Source organism: Pseudomonas sp. I8001 (assembly GCF_013385345.1).
Lineage (GTDB): Bacteria > Pseudomonadota > Gammaproteobacteria > Pseudomonadales > Pseudomonadaceae > Aquipseudomonas.
The window spans coordinates 151,263-168,250 of the sequence record NZ_JACAQC010000005.1; the positions used below are offsets into that span (position 1 = coordinate 151,263).

General features: G+C 61.6%; 14 protein-coding genes. 3 read left to right on the top strand and 11 right to left on the bottom strand.

Annotated elements, in window-relative coordinates; all coding sequences use genetic code 11:
• Window positions 1-3 precede the first annotated feature (3 nt).
• Window positions 4-831, top strand: a complete 828-nt coding sequence (gene nadE / locus HX839_RS02520) for an ammonia-dependent NAD(+) synthetase (protein ID WP_003217462.1) — start codon at window positions 4-6, stop codon at window positions 829-831.
• A 288-nt stretch (window positions 832-1,119) separates the two neighbouring features.
• On the opposite strand, the gene azu is transcribed toward nadE, so the two are convergent.
• A complete protein-coding gene (gene azu / locus HX839_RS02525; protein WP_008439083.1) occupies window positions 1,120-1,566 on the bottom strand; it encodes an azurin in 447 nt (148 codons plus the stop codon).
• 337 nt (window positions 1,567-1,903) lie between these two features.
• Here azu and HX839_RS02530 point away from each other — a divergent pair, with 337 nt between their 5' ends.
• Both HX839_RS02530 and HX839_RS02535 read left to right on the top strand, forming a co-directional pair.
• A complete protein-coding gene (locus tag HX839_RS02530; protein WP_003217468.1) occupies window positions 1,904-2,491 on the top strand; it encodes a TIGR00730 family Rossman fold protein in 588 nt (195 codons plus the stop codon).
• A 68-nt stretch (window positions 2,492-2,559) separates the two neighbouring features.
• A complete protein-coding gene (locus HX839_RS02535) occupies window positions 2,560-2,739 on the top strand; it encodes a hypothetical protein (protein WP_003217470.1) in 180 nt (59 codons plus the stop codon).
• Window positions 2,740-2,809: 70 nt separating this feature from the next.
• On the opposite strand, the gene HX839_RS02540 is transcribed toward HX839_RS02535, so the two are convergent.
• The 10 genes from HX839_RS02540 to rpsR all read right to left on the bottom strand — a co-directional run bounded on the left by HX839_RS02540 (window position 2,810) and on the right by rpsR (window position 16,966).
• Window positions 2,810-3,700 carry a transglutaminase family protein gene (locus HX839_RS02540; protein WP_003217471.1) on the bottom strand — a complete coding sequence of 297 codons (891 nt, stop codon included), beginning with the start codon at window positions 3,698-3,700 and terminating at the stop codon, window positions 2,810-2,812.
• The gene (locus HX839_RS02545) at window positions 3,700-6,186 is read right to left on the bottom strand and encodes a circularly permuted type 2 ATP-grasp protein (protein ID WP_177036427.1); all 2,487 of its coding nucleotides are present in this window, start codon (window positions 6,184-6,186) and stop codon (window positions 3,700-3,702) included. The genes HX839_RS02540 and HX839_RS02545 overlap by 1 nt, the downstream gene beginning before the upstream one ends.
• A gap of 175 nt (window positions 6,187-6,361) precedes the next feature.
• Window positions 6,362-9,652 (bottom strand): DUF2126 domain-containing protein, encoded by a 3,291-nt coding sequence (locus HX839_RS02550; RefSeq protein WP_003217475.1) that lies wholly within the window; start codon window positions 9,650-9,652, stop codon window positions 6,362-6,364.
• A 187-nt stretch (window positions 9,653-9,839) separates the two neighbouring features.
• Complete coding sequence (locus tag HX839_RS02555; protein ID WP_134325642.1) at window positions 9,840-10,289, bottom strand: hypothetical protein; 450 nt, start codon at window positions 10,287-10,289, stop codon at window positions 9,840-9,842.
• The gene (locus tag HX839_RS02560) at window positions 10,286-11,206 is read right to left on the bottom strand and encodes an NAD synthetase (protein ID WP_177066695.1); all 921 of its coding nucleotides are present in this window, start codon (window positions 11,204-11,206) and stop codon (window positions 10,286-10,288) included. The genes HX839_RS02555 and HX839_RS02560 overlap by 4 nt, the downstream gene beginning before the upstream one ends.
• A 222-nt stretch (window positions 11,207-11,428) precedes the next feature.
• Complete coding sequence (locus tag HX839_RS02565; RefSeq protein WP_008439091.1) at window positions 11,429-13,732, bottom strand: YgiQ family radical SAM protein; 2,304 nt, start codon at window positions 13,730-13,732, stop codon at window positions 11,429-11,431.
• Between the two features lie 99 nt (window positions 13,733-13,831).
• On the bottom strand, window positions 13,832-15,226 hold the full coding sequence (gene dnaB / locus HX839_RS02570; RefSeq protein WP_003217484.1) for a replicative DNA helicase: 1,395 nt from the start codon (window positions 15,224-15,226) through the stop codon (window positions 13,832-13,834).
• A gap of 120 nt (window positions 15,227-15,346) precedes the next feature.
• Window positions 15,347-15,793, bottom strand: coding sequence for a 50S ribosomal protein L9 (rplI, locus tag HX839_RS02575; RefSeq protein ID WP_003171376.1), 447 nt, complete (start codon window positions 15,791-15,793; stop codon window positions 15,347-15,349).
• Between the two features lie 18 nt (window positions 15,794-15,811).
• Window positions 15,812-16,699 carry a hypothetical protein gene (locus tag HX839_RS02580; RefSeq protein WP_003217488.1) on the bottom strand — a complete coding sequence of 296 codons (888 nt, stop codon included), beginning with the start codon at window positions 16,697-16,699 and terminating at the stop codon, window positions 15,812-15,814.
• Window positions 16,700-16,735: 36 nt separating this feature from the next.
• Window positions 16,736-16,966 (bottom strand): 30S ribosomal protein S18, encoded by a 231-nt coding sequence (gene rpsR / locus HX839_RS02585; protein WP_002551829.1) that lies wholly within the window; start codon window positions 16,964-16,966, stop codon window positions 16,736-16,738.
• Between the last annotated feature and the right edge of the window lie 22 nt (window positions 16,967-16,988).

The window sequence follows — 16,988 nt, forward strand, 5'->3', positions numbered from 1 at the left end:
ATCATGCAAGCCGTACAGCGCGAGATTGCTGAACAGCTCAAGGTCCAACCACCGTTCAAGGACCAGGCCGCCCTTGAGGCGGAGGTCGCCCGGCGCGTTACCTTTATCCAGGATTGCCTGCTCAATTCAGGCCTCAAGACGTTGGTGCTGGGCATCAGCGGCGGCGTCGACTCCCTGACCGCCGGCCTGCTGGCCCAGCGTGCAATGCAAGAGTTGCGGGCTGCCAAGGGTGACGATGCGTACCGCTTTATCGCGGTGCGCCTGCCCTACGAAACCCAGTTCGACGAACACGACGCCCAGGCGTCCGTGGACTTTATCGAGCCCGACGAGCGCCACACAGTGAACATCGGCCCGGCGGTGAAATCCCTGGCCAACGAAGTGGCGGCGTTTGAAGGCAAGGCCGCAGTCTCCCGGGACTTCGTGCTGGGCAACACCAAGGCGCGCATGCGCATGGTGGCGCAGTACACCATCGCCGGCGCGGCCGGTGGCTTGGTGATCGGTACCGACCATGCGGCGGAAGCCGTGATGGGCTTTTTCACCAAGTTCGGTGACGGTGCCTGCGACCTGGCACCGCTGAGCGGGCTGGTGAAGAACCAGGTGCGCGCGATTGCCCGGCACTTTGGTGCTCCGGAATCGCTGGTAGAGAAGATCCCGACGGCCGACCTGGAAGACCTGTCGCCGGGCAAGCCGGACGAGGCGTCCCATGGCGTGACCTATGCCGAGATCGACGCGTTCCTGCACGGCGAGCCGGTGCGCGAGGAAGCCTTCAAGATCATCTGCGACACCTATCGCAAGACCGAGCACAAGCGAGTAATGCCGTTTGCACCCTGATCTGACGTAGCGGCTCATTCTGGCAAAAGGGCTTGTTGTGGTGACGGAGCTTGCTGTGGTGAAACAGAGCTTGCTGTGGTGAAAGAGCTTGCTGTGGCGAGGGAGCTTGCTCCCGCTGGGGCGCGAAGCGGCCCCTGAAACCTGCTTACTGCTTTTTCTGATGCTACGCGGTGAGCTTATTGGGGCTGCTCCGCAGCCCAGCGGGAGCAAGCTCCCTCGCCACAAGAGCAGCCTGCCTACAGGCAAAAAAAGCGCCCCGAAGGGCGCTTTTTTTTGCCTGAAGATTGCTTACTTCAGGGTCACAGTGCCTTTCATCATCGAGATGTGGCCTGGGAACGAGCAGAAGAACGCGTAGTCAGTGCCTGCCGCCAGCTTCGACACATCGAAGGTCACCGAGTCTTTCTCGCCTGCACCGATGATCTTGGTGTGGGCGATGATGCGGGTGTCACCGTCTTTCAGGTAGTTCTTGTCGATGCCGGCAGCCATGCCGTCGCTGGCGATGCCAGGCATGTCGGCGGCGGAACTCAGCACCCAGTTATGGCCCATGACGTTTTTCGGCAAGCTGCCGGAGTGGGTCAACTCAACGGTGAACGTCTTGCAGCTCTTGTCGATTTCGATGGCCTTGGTGTTGAAGGACATCTGGTCAGTGGAGTCGACAGTGACCTTGCACTCTGCAGCAAGCAACTGGCCGCTAGCCAGAGTCAGCAGGGAAACAGCAACGAGTTTGGCAAACATGTGAATCTCCAGGGCAGGGTTTAAAAAACGCATATTGCGACAAGGGTGCCTGAGTCAGGCAGGACTTCATATGATCTGTATCAACAGATTGTATACAACTTTAGGCTATCAGACTCATCGACACAATCTACCGGCCAAAGTGCGGGTGCCGGCCTATGATCGGTCCATCCCCCTTCCGGAGTCCCAGCCATGCACCTCAATAGCCTGTTCCGCAGCCTGCTTGCCGCCTATGCCTGTGGTGCCAGCGGCACCTGCGAAACACCTCAACGCGAGGTTTAATCCTTTGAGAGACGCAAGCCAGCCTTTACTCTTTAGCCACAACTGAGTGGAGTCAGGTATGTCCTTGAAGTCTGTCTGTGTGTTTTGCGGTGCCAGCAGCGGCACCAACCCGGCCTACCGTGAAGCAGCCGTGGCCCTCGGGCGCGCGCTGGCGGAGCGCAAGCTGACCCTGGTGTACGGCGGCGGCGCCGTGGGCCTGATGGGTATCGTCGCCGATGCGGCGCTGGAAGCCGGCGGCGAGGTGATCGGAATTATTCCCGAAAGCCTGAAAAACCTCGAAATCGGCCACAAAGGCCTGACCCGCCTGGAGGTGGTCGACGGCATGCACGCCCGCAAGGCACGCATGGCCGAGCTGAGCGACGCCTTTATTGCGCTGCCGGGCGGCCTGGGCACCCTGGAAGAACTGTTCGAAGTCTGGACCTGGGGCCAGCTCGGCTACCACGGCAAACCGCTGGGTTTGCTCGAAGTGAATGGTTTTTACCGCAAGTTGACCGATTTTCTTGATCATATCGTCGGCGAAGGTTTCGTCCGTGCACCGCATCGTGCCATGCTGCAAATGAGCGAATCGCCGGCTGAGCTGCTTGACGTACTGGATGCCTGGCAACCGCTGGTCCTGCCCAAATGGGTAGACCAAAAACCCGATTAACCCTTGGGACGCGATTAAAGGCAGAATACGCGCCGCTCAACCTCACCTTCGACCCCAGAGGATCGCCCATGGCAAAACCTAATTACTCCTTCGCCAAACGTCAGAGAGACTTGGCCAAAGAGCAGAAGAAAGAGGAAAAGCTGCAGCGCAAGAAAATTGCAGCCGACGAAGAAGCCGGTGCACTGAACCCGGATGCTGAAGGTACAGTGGCTACAGACGAAACCGAAGCACCGAAAGACGCTGAATAGGTGATCGTTCCCACGCTCCGCGTGGGAATGCATCCTGGGGCGCTCCGCGTCCCGATTTGAGATATGTGCATTACTCCAGCGGCATCACCGTCACCCGCACTTCCGGGTCATGGCTCCCTCCCCCCAGAATCACCCCCCGCAACGGCGAAACATCGGAAAAGTCCCGGCCCCAGGCCAGGGTGATGTGTTCCAGTGCCGGCTGCACATTGTTGGTCGGGTCAAAATCCACCCAACCCGACACCGGGCAAAACACCGACACCCACGCGTGGGACGCATCCGCGCCGATCAACCGTGGTTGGCCGGGCGGTGGCTGGGTCAGCAGGTAACCACTGATATACCGCGCCGCCAGGCCCCGGGAACGCAGGCACGCGAGCATCAGGTGGGCAAAATCCTGGCACACGCCGCGCCGGCGCTCCAGCACTTCCACCAACGGCGTGGCGACCTGGGTGGCTTCGGCATCGAAAGTAAATTCGCTGAAGATCTTCTGCATCAGCGCCTGCACACCCAACAGCAACGGACGACCGGCCGGGAAACAGTCTTCGGAGAACTCGACGAAGCTTTTCTTCAAATGCACATAGGGCGATTCGAACCGATAGCGGCACGCCTCGATCACTTCGGCCGACAGCGGCTGGCTGCTGTAGGTCAGGCCGTTGCGGGTCTGGTCCCAGGCCGGCGACAGGCTGAAATCCAGCAGCGGCCGCGCCAACACCTCCACTGTCAGCCCGGCGTTCACCAGCAGTTCATCATGGGGCCGCTCGAATGCCAGCCGGGTGATCGGGTTGCCGAACACATCCAGTTCATCCCGGCGCGAGGTCGGTTCTGGGCTGATCTCCAGTTGCTGCGAGCTGCAGCGCTGCCAGGCGCAAGGCCGCGGCCACAGGTGCGCCAGCTGCTGGGCCAGGGACACCGGGCTGTCGTAGTGGTAATGGGTATCGTGGAAAATCTGGTAGCGGGCACTCATCACACAGACACCGTTTGCTGGCTGACATCGTCCACATGGGCAAAATGGCGCAAGGCCAGGCGGTCGGAGACTTGCCCACTTTCATCGGCCACCGCTTGCAGCAGGTCGGCCAGGCCATCCAGCGCGGCACGCACACTGGACTCGCCGAACAGCGGGTTCTCCAGGCAGCCCAGGTCAAAGCGCGCCAGGCGCTCCACCAACGGCGCCAGCCCGGTTTCCCGGGGCACGCCGAAATCGTCATTCAAGCGGCGCAAGGTGCGGCTCACCAGTTTCAGCTGGAACAGCACTGCGTGGGGGTTTTGCTCATCCAGCAGCAACAGGTCCAGCACCGGAATCAGCTGCGGTACCGCGAGGTAGCGCGAACGATAGGTGATGCTGCTGTTGCCCAGCTCCAGCAACCACTCCAGCCCGGCCTGATCGAACACCGCCACGCCGCGCAGGAACGCCGCCAGGCTGCTGCTGAGAAACTGCAGGCGCTCGATGCGCCGGCCCATCATCAGGAAGCGCCAGCCTTCGTCGCGGGTCATGTCGTCAAGGGCAAAGCCCGACAGCGCGGCCAGGGACATCACCAGGCGGTTGAGGAAATCCAGCAGTTCGCCGAAGTCCGGCTCTTCGCTTTCCAGTTCCAGGGCTTCGCGCTGCAACTCCACCAGCGCCTGCCAGTTTTCCCGGGACAGCTTGCCGCGCACCTGGGACGCCGCCCACTGCAAGCGCTGCAAGTTGGCCCGCAGGCTCGACGGCCAGTCGTCACCGAGCAACGCCGCCTGAAGCCGCTCAGGCAACTCGCCCTCCTCCGGCAACAGTCGCAGGTTCTCACCCAGTTCAACCGCCGCCTGCAGCGCCAGCGGGTCGTCTCCGTCGACATAGCGGGCGAGGACGATCCGCAACCAGCGCGCACTGTCATCACAGCGCTCGCAATAACGGCCAAACCAGAACAGGTTTTCCACCACCCGCGACGGCAGGTACGGATCACGCCGCACCAGGTCATGGGCGCCGATGGCCCGTTGGGCGCGCCATTGCTCGGTGCCATGGGCACGTTCGCCGAGCACCCAGGTGTCCTTGCTCGCACCGCCGCGCTGCATCGACACCACTTCGGCATCGGCATCGGCGGCCACACGGGTCAGGCCACCGGGCAGTACCCGATAACCGTCGGCGCTGGCTACGGCGTACACACGCATGCCGATGGCGCGGTGCTGAAGGTGATCGTCAACGGTGTGCCAGACCGGCGCCTGGGACAACTGCGCAAGTTCCTGGGCGACATAGGCGTAAGGCCGCGCGCGCATGCGTTCAGCCAGGGCCTCGCGTTGTTCGTCGTTCAAGTCGCGGCCAAATACCGGGGTAAAGCTTTGCGACGGAAACGCCGGCTTGATCAGCAGCTCCGGCAGTTTCTCCAGGGCTTCGGCCAGCACCGGCGGCTCACCGCACCACCAGGTGGCGATGGACGGCAGGATCAGCTCTTCGCCAAACAGGAATTGATTGATCTTCGGCAGAAATCCCAACAGGCCAGGGGATTCCAGCACGCCACTGCCCAGGGCGTTGGCCACCAGCACATTGCCCTGGCGCACGGCATCCAGCAGGCCGGGCACGCCGAGGGCCGAGTCGGTGCGCAGTTCCAGCGGGTCGCAGAAATCGTCGTCCAGGCGGCGCATGATCGCGTGCACCCGGCGCAGGCCGCTGAGGGTCTTGAGGTACACCGTGGCGTCGCGCACGGTCAGGTCGCCGCCTTCCACCAGCGGGTAGCCAAGCTGGCGGGCGAGGTACAGATGCTCGAAATAGCTTTCGTTGAAACGGCCCGGGGTCAGCAGCACGATCAGCGGTGGCTGGTCGTCGCTCGGCGCCTGGCGGGCCAGGGTTTCCTGCAAGGTGCGGAAGAACCCGGTGAGGTGCTGCACCTGCAAGTCGCGGTAAAGGTCCGGGAAGGCGCGGGACACGATGGTGCGGTTTTCCAAAGCATAACCGGCGCCGGACGGGGCCTGGGTCCGGTCGGCGGTGACCCACCAGCGGCCATCCGGCGTACGCGCCAGGTCCACGGCGTACAGGTGCAGGAACGCGCCGTCGGGCGGTTGGATGCCCTGGCACGGCCACAGGAAATTGTTATGGCCGAACACCAGTTCTGCCGGCAGCAAGCCTTCGGCGATCAGGCGTTGCGGGCCGTAGAGGTCGGCCAGTACTGCATTCAGCAGGCGCGCACGCTGGGCGATGCCGGCGGCAAGTTGCTTCCATTCATCGGCGGCCAGCACGTGGGGCAGCAGGTCCAGCTCCCAGGGACGATCGGCGCCCTTGGGGTCGGCGTAGACGTTGTAGGTCACGCCGTTTTCCTGGATCTGCCGAGTCAGCAAGGCTTGGCGCTGGGCCAGTTGCGCCGGGGTGCTGCGTTGCAAGTGATCGAGCAGCCGCTGCCAATGGGCGCGAACCGCGCCGCTGTCGTCCAGCAGTTCGTGATAAGTGCCCGCGGTCAGCGGGTAACGGTCGAGCAAGTCGGGCATGGAACGCTCGGCAGAGGCAAGGGAAGTCGAATTAACTCACAAACCACGCGATCCAACTGTGGGAGCGGGCTTGTGTGGGAGCGGGCTTGCTCGCGAAAGCGGAGTGTCAGTCACTTAATGTGTTTCTGATACACCGTATTCGCGAGCAAGCCCGCTCCCACATTTTGAATCGCATTTAGTCATTCTTATTGGGGAAGCGCCGCAAATCCAGGGTCATCGGCAATTCATCATTGATCACCACACTCGGCACCGGCAATTTCCCGGGGCTGTGTCCCAAGCGGAAAAACCGCGCCATCCGCCGGCTTTCAGCTTCATTGGCATTCACCGGCAGGCTGTCGTAATTGCGCCCGCCCGGGTGGGCGACATGGTACTGGCAACCGCCCAGCGAGCGCTGCATCCATGTGTCCAAAAGATCGAACACCAGTGGCGCATGCACCGGGATGGTCGGCTGCAAACAGTTGGCCGGTTGCCAGGCGCGATAACGCACGCCAGCCACAAACTCGCCGACACGCCCGGTGGGTTGCAGCGGCACCGGGATGCCATTGCAGGTCAGCAGGTAACGCTGGGGCGGCAGGCCACTCAACTTGACCTGCAGGCGCTCCAGGGACGAATCCACGTAACGCACCGTACCGCCCACCGCACCCTCTTCGCCCAGCACATGCCAGGGCTCAAGGGCCTGGCGCAATTCCAGTTCGATGCCGCTGACGGCGTAGTCACCGACCTTGGGAAAGCGGAACTCCAGGTGCGCGGCAAACCATTCGGCCCGCAGCGGATAACCGGCAGCGTTCAACTCGACGATCACGTCGGCAAAATCCTGCTCGATAAAGTGCGGCAGCAGGAAGCGGTCATGCAGCTCTGTGCCCCAGCGCGCCAGCTTCGGCGGCGCATAGGGTTCACGCCAGAACCGCGCGACCAGTGCCCGCAGCAGCAATTGTTGGGTCAGGCTCATGCGGGCGTGGGGCGGCATTTCAAAGGCACGCAATTCCAGCAGGCCCAGGCGGCCGGTGGCACCGTCCGGCGAGTAGAGCTTGTCGATGCAGAACTCGGCGCGGTGGGTATTGCCAGTGACGTCGATCAGCAGGTTGCGCAGCAGGCGGTCCACCAACCATGGCGGGCATTCTTCGCCCGCTTCGGGCATCTGCGCGAAGGCGATTTCCAGCTCATACAGCGCATCGTTGCGCGCTTCGTCGACCCGTGGTGCCTGGGAAGTCGGGCCGATGAACAGGCCGGAAAACAGGTAGGACAATGACGGATGGTTATGCCAATAGCTGATCAGGCTGCGCAGCAGATCGGGACGCCGCAGGAACGGCGAATCCTTGGGCGTAGCGCCACCGAGCACAAAGTGGTTACCGCCGCCGGTGCCGGTGTGGCGCCCGTCGATCATGAATTTTTCTGTGGTGAGGCGGGTTTGCCGGGCTTCTTCGTAGAGAAACTCGGTGCGTTCCACCAACTCGTCCCAGGTGGCGGACGGCTGCACGTTGACCTCGATCACACCCGGATCCGGCGTCACCCGGAAGTTGCTCAGGCGTGGGTCGCTCGGCGGCTCATAGCCTTCCAGCAGCACCGGGCAATGCAGTTCTTCGGCGGTGGCTTCGATGGCGGCCACCAGTTCCAGGTAATCCTCGACCCGTTCCAGCGGCGGCATGAACAGGTACAAGCGGCCGTCCCGTGCCTCGGCGCACAGGGCGGTGCGGGTCAGCCAGTCGGCAGACTCGTCGATCTTCGGGATACGGTCTTGGCTGGCAGCTGCCTCGCCATGGCTTTGCAGTTGCGAGGTGGTCGGCAGGTCTGCCAGGTCCTGATTGGGATCGGTGGGGTGCACGAACGGATAGTCCGCCGCCGTTACCCACGGTTGCGAGGCCAGTGGCAGGCGATAACCCAACGGTGAATCGCCCGGCACCAGGCGGCAATGGTTGTCCCGCAGGTACCAGCGCCCGCTCTGCCAGCGGTCATTGGCCGCCGTGCGTGCCAGCGGCAGCACCTGGCCGATGACTTTATCCAGGCCCTGGCTGAAGACCTTGCGCAGGCGTTCGCGCTCAAGCTTGTCCTCCAGGCGCGGATCTTCGGCGCTGACGTTTTGCGGCAAGGCGCCTTCGCGCCACAGGTAATAGAAATTGTCTTCGTAGGCCGGGAATACAAACTGCGCGGGCAGCTTCAAGCGCTCGGCGACACTGGCCAGGAACCGCCCGGCCATCACGCCATCGGCACCGTAGCTTTGCTGCTCATCGGCGATCAGCGCGCTGTTGTGCCAGATCGGCACGCCGTCGCGGCGCCAGTAGCAGTTGAGGGACCAGCGCGGCAGTTGCTCGCCGGGGTACCACTTGCCCTGGCCGAAATGCACCAGGCCCTTGGGTGCGTAGTGCTTGCGCATGCGCTGGAACAGCTCGGCGGACAGCCGGCGTTTGTCCGGGCCCAGGGCGGCGGTGTTCCATTCGGCGCCGTCGGGGTCGTCGATGGAAACGAAGGTGGGTTCGCCGCCCATGGTCAGGCGTACGTCGTCCTTGTGCAGGTCACCGTCGATCTGCCGGCCCAGGGCCTGGATCGCCAGCCACTGCTCTTCGGTGTAGGGCTTGGTAACCCTGGGCGCTTCCCAAATCCGTTCCACGGACATCTCGTGGGTAAATTCGCACTCGCAGGGTTCCACCAGGCCGCTGATGGGCGCCGCGGAAGAAGGATCAGGACTACAGGCCAACGGGATATGACCTTCACCGGCGAACAAACCGGAGGTGGCATCGAGGCCGATCCAGCCGGCGCCGGGCAAATACACTTCGCACCAGGCGTGCAGGTCGGTGAAATCCACCTCGGTGCCGGATGGGCCGTCGAGGGCTTTGACGTCGGCAGTCAGCTGGATCAGATAGCCCGACACAAATCGCGCCGCCAAACCGAGATTACGCAGCAGTTGCACCAGCAACCACGCCGAATCCCGGCAGGAACCGGAGGCGTTTTCCAGGGTGAATTCCGGAGTTTGTACCCCCGGCTCCATGCGGATCAGGTAGCCGATATCGGCGGCCAGGCGCTGATTCAGGCCCACCAGGAAATCCACTGCCGGCAACGGCGTGCGGTCGATACCCGCCAGATACGCGGCGAATCGCGGGGTCAGCGGCAATGTTTCGAGGTACGGCGCCAGCTCGCGCTGCTCATCGGCGGCGTAGCTGAACGGGATTTTTTCGGCGTAGGGTTCCAGGAAGAAATCGAACGGATTGAATACCGCCATCTCCGCGACCAGGTCGACTTCGATGCGCAGCTCGTCAGTTTTTTCCGGGAACACCAGACGCGCCAGGTAATTGCCCTGGGGATCTTGCTGCCAATTGATGAAGTGCTGTTCCGGCAGCACCTTCAGCGCGTAGGAAAGAATCCGCGTGCGGCTATGGGCCGCCGGACGCAGACGAACAATCTGTGGGCCGAGTTCGACCGCGCGGTCGTAGCGGTAATGCGTAACGTGGTGCAACGCGACATGAATCGACACGGCGGCCTCCTGCGAGCCAGGGCATGGAAACAAAGCGCGCAAGACTTATGCCAGAGCAGTGGTCATTGCGCTTTATCGTGGGACCCGGTGCAGTACAGCACCAAAACGGCGCGATGGCTGCCGTCGTGGTGCGAGGGTTGCACATATTTGTGGCGGGAGTGTGAGGGTGGGTGGTGAATCTACCCAGTCAACGGGCTTTGTGCCTGGCGATCACGGCTTCACGCAGGTGGCGCACTTCGACCAGCTTCTGGCGCATTTCGCGGTGGCGCTTGCTGTTAAGCACCAGCAGCGCCAGCAACGGCAACAGCACGCTCATGCCATAAATAAATGGATGCGGTCGGTACTCGATCGTTGGCAGCACACACACAAGACAAAGCCCCAGCAACACCACCAGCGGCCACACCCATTGCGGGCGTCCGCGGGCGATCATGAAGTTGCAGTGCACGATGACCAACGTCAGAGCGATTCCGCCGAGAAAGGAGTACTTGGCGTTATCCGCCAGGGGAAGGTCCCGGAAATAGCTGTCAAAAAACAAAGGCACCGCGAAGACCAGGGAAAATACCGCCGCAAATATCGCCCCCATGAAAACCGGAAAGTACCGGGATAGAAAGGCACGAATGCTCGGTGCTTGGTTCATTGCTCAATCTCCTCGTATAGACCTACGGCAATGGTTCGGACATTCCCGGAGAGCGCACTGCCCGTGAAGCCAATCGAGGCGCCCAACGCATCCTGTATTTGCGTGACCGTTGCGTGCTTGACCTGTGTGGGCGTGAAGCGCTTGGGCAGCTCACCTGACAACTGACGCAACTTGAGCATCTTCGAGCTCAAGCGAGGGTCGTTAATGCTCAGCAACTCCTTGGTCAGTTTGGCGCGCTCTTGTCGATTCAAGCCTTTCAGTACCTCCCGAACACTTTTGCCGGTGGTCGCCCTATTCAGCCGGACCAGCTTGAGGGTGGTGAGTGACGATGCACCGACTCCGACCAACGATGCGGCGTCCAACGCGATCATCGTGTATTGATACCATTCCTCGCCGTCGAGCTCGTCGTTGCGCGACGGATTTCTTATTTCGTTGACGGTCCGGTAGCCACCGGCAAAACACTGAACGGTACTGGCTGCCGCAGCGGTGTAGCCGAGGGCTGCGACCACCGTACTGGCACCCGCCGAAAACGGTATCGCGACAGAGCCGCTGAGCACCACTACCCAGCCGATGACTGCACCGGCACACGACAGCGTGGTGTTGATCGCTTCACCCACCAGCCGCGATTCACGGGGATTGTCTTGCACCTGCTGGGCGAACTGCGCCGGCGCTATGTACCGCTGCGCTTCCCGCAGGATCACGCGTTTGGGCGCAATGCTGCAGATGGGTTGGAATTCGCGCAGGGTGACGATGTTGAAGTCGGCATCGATATACACCACACCCGCCCCCACGATGCCGGGGTCGGCGTCGATGGCGGCAAACAGGCGTGGCAGGTTGATCTGGCTTTCGATGCGCTGGCGGGCCATGAACTGGGAGCGGTTGGAGTCCATGCCGATGCCAAGCAGGGGGCTGCTCATGGGGGTGTTCTTCCTTGAAATGGGTGGTGTCTGAACTGGCGCTTTCGCGAGCAAGCCCGCTCCCACATTCGACCGCATTCTCATGCTGAAACCCGGTCACATGTGGGAGCTGGCTTGCCTGCGATGGCGCTCGAATGGGCGCCACCTTAACAAACAGGCTACCCACCCGCTAGAAAGCAAAACGCCAGCACGAGGCTGGCGTTTTTGCGTTTCAGGCAGCGATCAACGCGGCACCACCGGCTTGCGGGCTGGCTTCTTGCCTTTGCCCTTGGCGGCGTCGGTGCGCTCCTTGGCGGCCTGCTTGTTGCGCGCCATGGCCGCGGCCTTGGCTTGCTCACGCTTGTCCCACGGGTTGCTGCCGTCACTGCCACGGGGCGGCAAGCCGGTATGCTGGGTGAGGATCCTGGTGGTGGTTTCCTTCGCAACCTTGTGGCTGCCAGCCGGCGTCGAGTTTTTGCGACGGGCGCTCTGGTAGCTGTCGGTGGACGGTTGGTGCAACGGGATCAGTTGCTCCTTGCCCGGCCCGATCAGGTCGGCACGGCCCATGCGAGTCAATGCTTCACGCAGCATCGGCCAGCCCTTCGGGTCGTGGTAGCGCAGGAAGGCCTTGTGCAGGCGGCGCTGTTCTTCGCTCTTGACGATGGTCACCGCGTCGCTCTTGTAGGTAACCTTGCGCAGCGGGTTCTTGCCCGAGTGGTACATCGCCGTGGCGGTGGCCATTGGCGACGGGTAGAACGCCTGCACCTGGTCGGCGCGGAAGCCGTTGCCCTTGAGCCACAGGGCCAGGTTCATCATGTCTTCATCGGTGGTGCCCGGGTGGGCGGCGATGAAGTAAGGAATCAGGTACTGCTCCTTGCCCGCTTCCTTGGTGTACTTCTCGAACATGCGCTTGAACTTGTCATAGCTGCCGATGCCCGGTTTCATCATCTGGTTGAGCGGACCTTCCTCGGTGTGTTCCGGGGCGATCTTCAGGTAACCACCGACGTGGTGGGTCACCAGCTCCTTCACGTACTCCGGCGACTCGACCGCGAGGTCGTAGCGCAGGCCGGAAGCGATCAGGATCTTCTTCACGCCCGGCAACGCACGGGCGCTGCGGTACAGCTGGATCAACGACGAGTGGTCGGTGTTCAGATTCGGGCAGATGCCCGGGAACACGCAGGATGGCTTGCGGCACGCGGATTCGATCTCCGGGCTCTTGCAGGCGATGCGGTACATGTTCGCGGTCGGGCCGCCGAGGTCGGAAATGACGCCGGTGAAGCCTGGCACCTTGTCGCGGATCTCTTCGATTTCGCGAATGATCGACTCTTCGGAACGGTTCTGGATGATCCGGCCTTCGTGCTCGGTGATCGAGCAGAAGGTGCAGCCGCCGAAGCAGCCACGCATGATGTTCACCGAGAAGCGGATCATGTCGTAGGCCGGGATCTTTTCCTTGCCGTACGCCGGGTGTGGAACACGGGCGTAAGGCATGCCGAACACGTAGTCCATTTCTTCGGTAGTCATGGGAATGGGCGGCGGGTTGAACCACACATCCACTTCGCCGTGCTTCTGTACCAGCGCGCGGGCGTTGCCCGGGTTGGTTTCCAGGTGGAGCACGCGGTTGGCGTGGGCATACAGCACCGAGTCGCCACGGACTTTTTCCACGGACGGCAGACGGATCACGGTCTTGTCACGGGTCATGCGCGGGCTGGCCAGGATCTGTACCACCTTGGCCTCTTCCGGATCTTCCACCGGGCCCTTTTCCTGCTCGATGGCGCAGGCCTGGGTGTCCTGGGTGTTCACGTACGGGTTGATGATCTTGTCGATCTTGCCCGGACGGTCGATACGGGTGGAGTCCACCTCGTACCAGCCTTCGGGCGTGTCACGGCGAATGAACGCAGTGCCGCGCACGTCGGTGATGTCTTCGATCTTGTGGCCCCACGACAGGCGCTGGGCGACTTCGACGATGGCCCGCTCGGCGTTGCCGTACAGCAGGATATCGGCGCAGGCGTCGATCAGGATCGAGTTGCGTACACGGTCCTGCCAGTAGTCGTAGTGGGCGATGCGGCGCAGGGAGGCTTCGATGCCGCCGAGCACGATCGGCACGTGCTTGTAGGCTTCCTTGCAGCGCTGGCTGTAGACCAGGCTCGCGCGGTCCGGACGTTTGCCGGCCATGCCGCCTGGGGTGTAGGCGTCATCGGAGCGGATTTTCTTGTCGGCGGTGTAGCGGTTGATCATCGAGTCCATGTTGCCGGCCGCGACGCCGAAGAACAGGTTCGGCTCGCCGAGCTTCATGAAGTCGTCTTTGGACTGCCAGTTGGGCTGGGCAATGATCCCGACGCGAAAGCCCTGGGACTCCAGCAGCCGGCCGATGATTGCCATGCCGAACGACGGATGGTCCACGTACGCGTCACCGGTGACGATGATGATGTCGCATGAATCCCAGCCAAGCTGATCCATCTCCTCCCTGCTCATCGGCAGGAATGGCGCAGGACCGAAACATTCGGCCCAGTACTTGGGATAGTCAAATAACGGCTTGGCTGTTTGCATGACGGTGACCGGTGTTGAGATGAAAAATCGCGGGCGCGGAATATAGCACAAAATTTGACCAATTCCGACCTTTGCAGTCGGAATTGGCGGGCAGCGCTTTTACTCGTCTTCGAAGTTATAGCTGCCCGGCGCCAGGTTCTCGAAGCGGGTGTATTTACCGATGAAGGCCAGGCGCGTGGTGCCGATTGGCCCGTTACGCTGTTTACCGATAATGATTTCAGCGATGCCTTTATGCTCGGTCTCCGGGTGATACACCTCGTCCCGGTATACGAACATGATCACGTCAGCATCCTGCTCGATCGCTCCGGATTCCCGCAAGTCGGAGTTGATCGGGCGTTTGTTCGGACGCTGCTCAAGAGATCGGTTGAGCTGCGACAGGGCAACCACCGGGCAGTTGAATTCCTTGGCCAGGGCTTTCAACGAGCGGGAAATCTCGGAAATCTCGTTGGTCCGGCTGTCACCGCTGGAGCCCGGGATCTGCATCAACTGCAGGTAGTCGATCATGATCAGGGCAATATCGCCGTGCTCACGCACCAGGCGTCGGGTACGCGCGCGCATTTCCGACGGGCTGATGCCCGCGGTGTCATCGATAAACAGCTTGCGATCGTTGAGCAGGTTGACCGCCGAGGTCAGCCGCGGCCAGTCGTCGTCTTCCAGGCGGCCGGCACGCACCTTGGTCTGGTCGATGCGGCCCAGGGACGACAACATACGCATGATCAGCGATTCGCCTGGCATCTCCAGGGAGTAAACCAGTACGGCCTTGTCGCTGCGCAACACGGCGTTTTCCACCAGGTTCATGGCGAAGGTGGTTTTACCCATGGACGGACGGCCGGCGACGATGATCAAGTCGGCTGGCTGCAGGCCACTGGTCATGCCGTCGAGGTCGGTGTAGCCGGTGGACAGGCCGGTGATGGCGTTGTCGGTGTTGAACAAGGTGTCGATACGGTCGATGGCCTTGGTCAGCAAGTCGTTGACGCTGACCGGGCCGCCGGTTTTAGGCCGGGCCTCGGCGATCTGGAAGATCTGCCGTTCGGCTTCGTCGAGAATCTCTTCGGCGGTGCGGCCTTCCGGGTTGAACGCGCTGTCGGCGATCTCGGTGGCGATGCCGATCAACTGGCGCAACGTGGCCCGCGCACGGACGATCTGTGCATAGGCCTTGATGTTGGCAACCGATGGCGTGTTTTTCGCCAGCTCGCCCAGGTAACCCAGGCCGCCCACCTGGGACGTCTGGCCTTCCTTGTCCAATTGCTCGGCCAGGGTCACCACGTCGATCGGTGAGTTCTGGTCGGCCAGCTTGGCAATGGCGCGGAAGATCAGGCGGTGGTCATGACGGTAGAAATCGCCGTCCGAGACTTGATCCAGCACGCGTTCCCAGGCGTTGTTGTCCAGCATCAAGCCACCGAGCACGGCCTGTTCGGCCTCGATGGAATGCGGCGGCACCTTCAGGGCAGCGGTTTGCAGGTCATATTGCTCAGGAGCGGAGATATCGTTCATGGCCACTTGGAATAGTTGGAGAATCTGGGGCTACAGAAAAACAAAAGGCACGACCTGTGAACAGGATCGTGCCCGATGTTAACTGCCTGGCACGCGAGGTGCCAGTCAGTTAGGTGTTGCTTAAGCTGCTACCACAACAACGCGTACGGTTGCTTCGACTTCAGCGTGCAGGTGCACGGCTACATCGAATTCGCCAACGTTGCGGATGGTGCCGTTCGGCAGACGAACTTCGCTCTTCTGCACTTCAACGCCGGAGGCGGTCAGTGCATCAGCGATGTCGTGGGTGCCGATCGAACCGAACAGCTTGCCTTCGTCACCGGCGGTGGCAGTGATAGTCACTTCCAGCTCAGCCAGTTGGGCAGCGCGAGTTTCGGCCGAAGCTTTTTTGTCTGCTGCTGCTTTTTCCAGCTCGGCACGACGCTCTTCAAACGCAGCCAGGTTGGCAGCGGTTGCAGCGGTGGCTTTGCCGTATGGCAGCAGGTAGTTACGACCGTAGCCGGCCTTAACGTTCACTTTGTCGCCCAGGTTGCCCAGGTTGGCGACTTTTTCCAGAAGGATCAGTTGCATGTGAAAATCCTCTAACTTTTAACCTTCACCGTTCGCGTTATCGGCGTCTTTCGGCGCCAGACGACCGCGAAAATCAATCAGGCCGTCGACAATGGCCAAGACCACGAGTAACGGATAGATCAGCTGCATGAACAGCAACAGCGTCACGTACAACCCCACCAGCCAGAATCTGCCCAGTCGCTTTTGCGCCACCAGCCCATGAATCAGGGACAGGCCGGCGAATACCAGCGGTACGCTGCACAACGGCACCAACAGCGCCAGGCCAAAAGTCGGCCCGACCACCATGAACGCCAGCAGCAACATCGCCGGTCCAGCGGGGATTCTGATACTGCGAAACTCGCGACCAAAACCACCCGGGTTATACAACAACGCCTGCCAGTAACGCCCAAGAATCAGGCTCAGCAAGCTGACAATCTGCAACAGTGCCGCTATCAGGCCGGTAAGCATCGGTGCAACCACTGACGCAAAGCGCGCTCGCTCCTCTACCGATAACTGCTGGTAGAGATCCCCGAGGGCCAGCGGCAGGATCTTGATGATCTCCTGCGCCAGCGCCTCGATTTGCGGGCGGAAAGCCGCGCCAAGCGCCAGTGAATACACCAACCCCAATGCCACGCTGACCAGCAGCGTACGGACCCAGGACTCACTTGCGCGCAAAACCAACGCAAGGGTCGATGAACCGAGCAGTACCAGAAGTACCCGTGGATCATCGAATTTCAACCACCAGACCAAGGCCGGCAGTATTCCCAGGGCAAGAACGCCAAGGGCGTCCTTCAAACCGCGCCGCAGAAGCACAAGGCAACCCGCGGCAGCACCCAACCAATACAACAACGGCAATGCTGCACATCCAGCCACTACCAGAGTGGCCTGCACACGACCGCGCATGATGAACTCAGCTAAGGCGCGCATGCATTCAATCCCTTACTACTTGTCGACTGCCCGGTCTCAGCGGCCGTGGCTGTCGGTGTAGGCCAGCAGGGCCAGGAAGCGGGCGCGCTTGATAGCGGTGGCCAGCTGACGCTGATAACGAGCTTTGGTACCGGTGATGCGGCTTGGAACAATTTTGCCGGTCTCGGATACGTAGGCTTTCAGAGTGTTGAGATCTTTGTAATCGATCTCCTTCACGTCTTCAGCGGTGAAGCGGCAGAATTTACGACGACGGAAGAAACGTGCCATTTGATAGGCTCCTTAAAAGGTC

Bases quoted from the DNA above. Each gene is read 5' to 3' on its own strand.
- nadE (WP_003217462.1), top strand. From the start codon at position 4: ATGCAAGCCGTACAGCGCGAGATTGCTGAACAGCTCAAGGTCCAACCA.
- azu (WP_008439083.1), bottom strand. From the start codon at position 1,566: ATGTTTGCCAAACTCGTTGCTGTTTCCCTGCTGACTCTGGCTAGCGGC.
- HX839_RS02530 (WP_003217468.1), top strand. From the start codon at position 1,904: ATGTCCTTGAAGTCTGTCTGTGTGTTTTGCGGTGCCAGCAGCGGCACC.
- HX839_RS02535 (WP_003217470.1), top strand. From the start codon at position 2,560: ATGGCAAAACCTAATTACTCCTTCGCCAAACGTCAGAGAGACTTGGCC.
- HX839_RS02540 (WP_003217471.1), bottom strand. From the start codon at position 3,700: ATGAGTGCCCGCTACCAGATTTTCCACGATACCCATTACCACTACGAC.
- HX839_RS02545 (WP_177036427.1), bottom strand. From the start codon at position 6,186: ATGCCCGACTTGCTCGACCGTTACCCGCTGACCGCGGGCACTTATCAC.
- HX839_RS02555 (WP_134325642.1), bottom strand. From the start codon at position 10,289: ATGAACCAAGCACCGAGCATTCGTGCCTTTCTATCCCGGTACTTTCCG.
- HX839_RS02560 (WP_177066695.1), bottom strand. From the start codon at position 11,206: ATGAGCAGCCCCCTGCTTGGCATCGGCATGGACTCCAACCGCTCCCAG.
- HX839_RS02565 (WP_008439091.1), bottom strand. From the start codon at position 13,732: ATGCAAACAGCCAAGCCGTTATTTGACTATCCCAAGTACTGGGCCGAA.
- dnaB (WP_003217484.1), bottom strand. From the start codon at position 15,226: ATGAACGATATCTCCGCTCCTGAGCAATATGACCTGCAAACCGCTGCC.
- rplI (WP_003171376.1), bottom strand. From the start codon at position 15,793: ATGCAACTGATCCTTCTGGAAAAAGTCGCCAACCTGGGCAACCTGGGC.
- HX839_RS02580 (WP_003217488.1), bottom strand. From the start codon at position 16,699: ATGCGCGCCTTAGCTGAGTTCATCATGCGCGGTCGTGTGCAGGCCACT.
- rpsR (WP_002551829.1), bottom strand. From the start codon at position 16,966: ATGGCACGTTTCTTCCGTCGTCGTAAATTCTGCCGCTTCACCGCTGAA.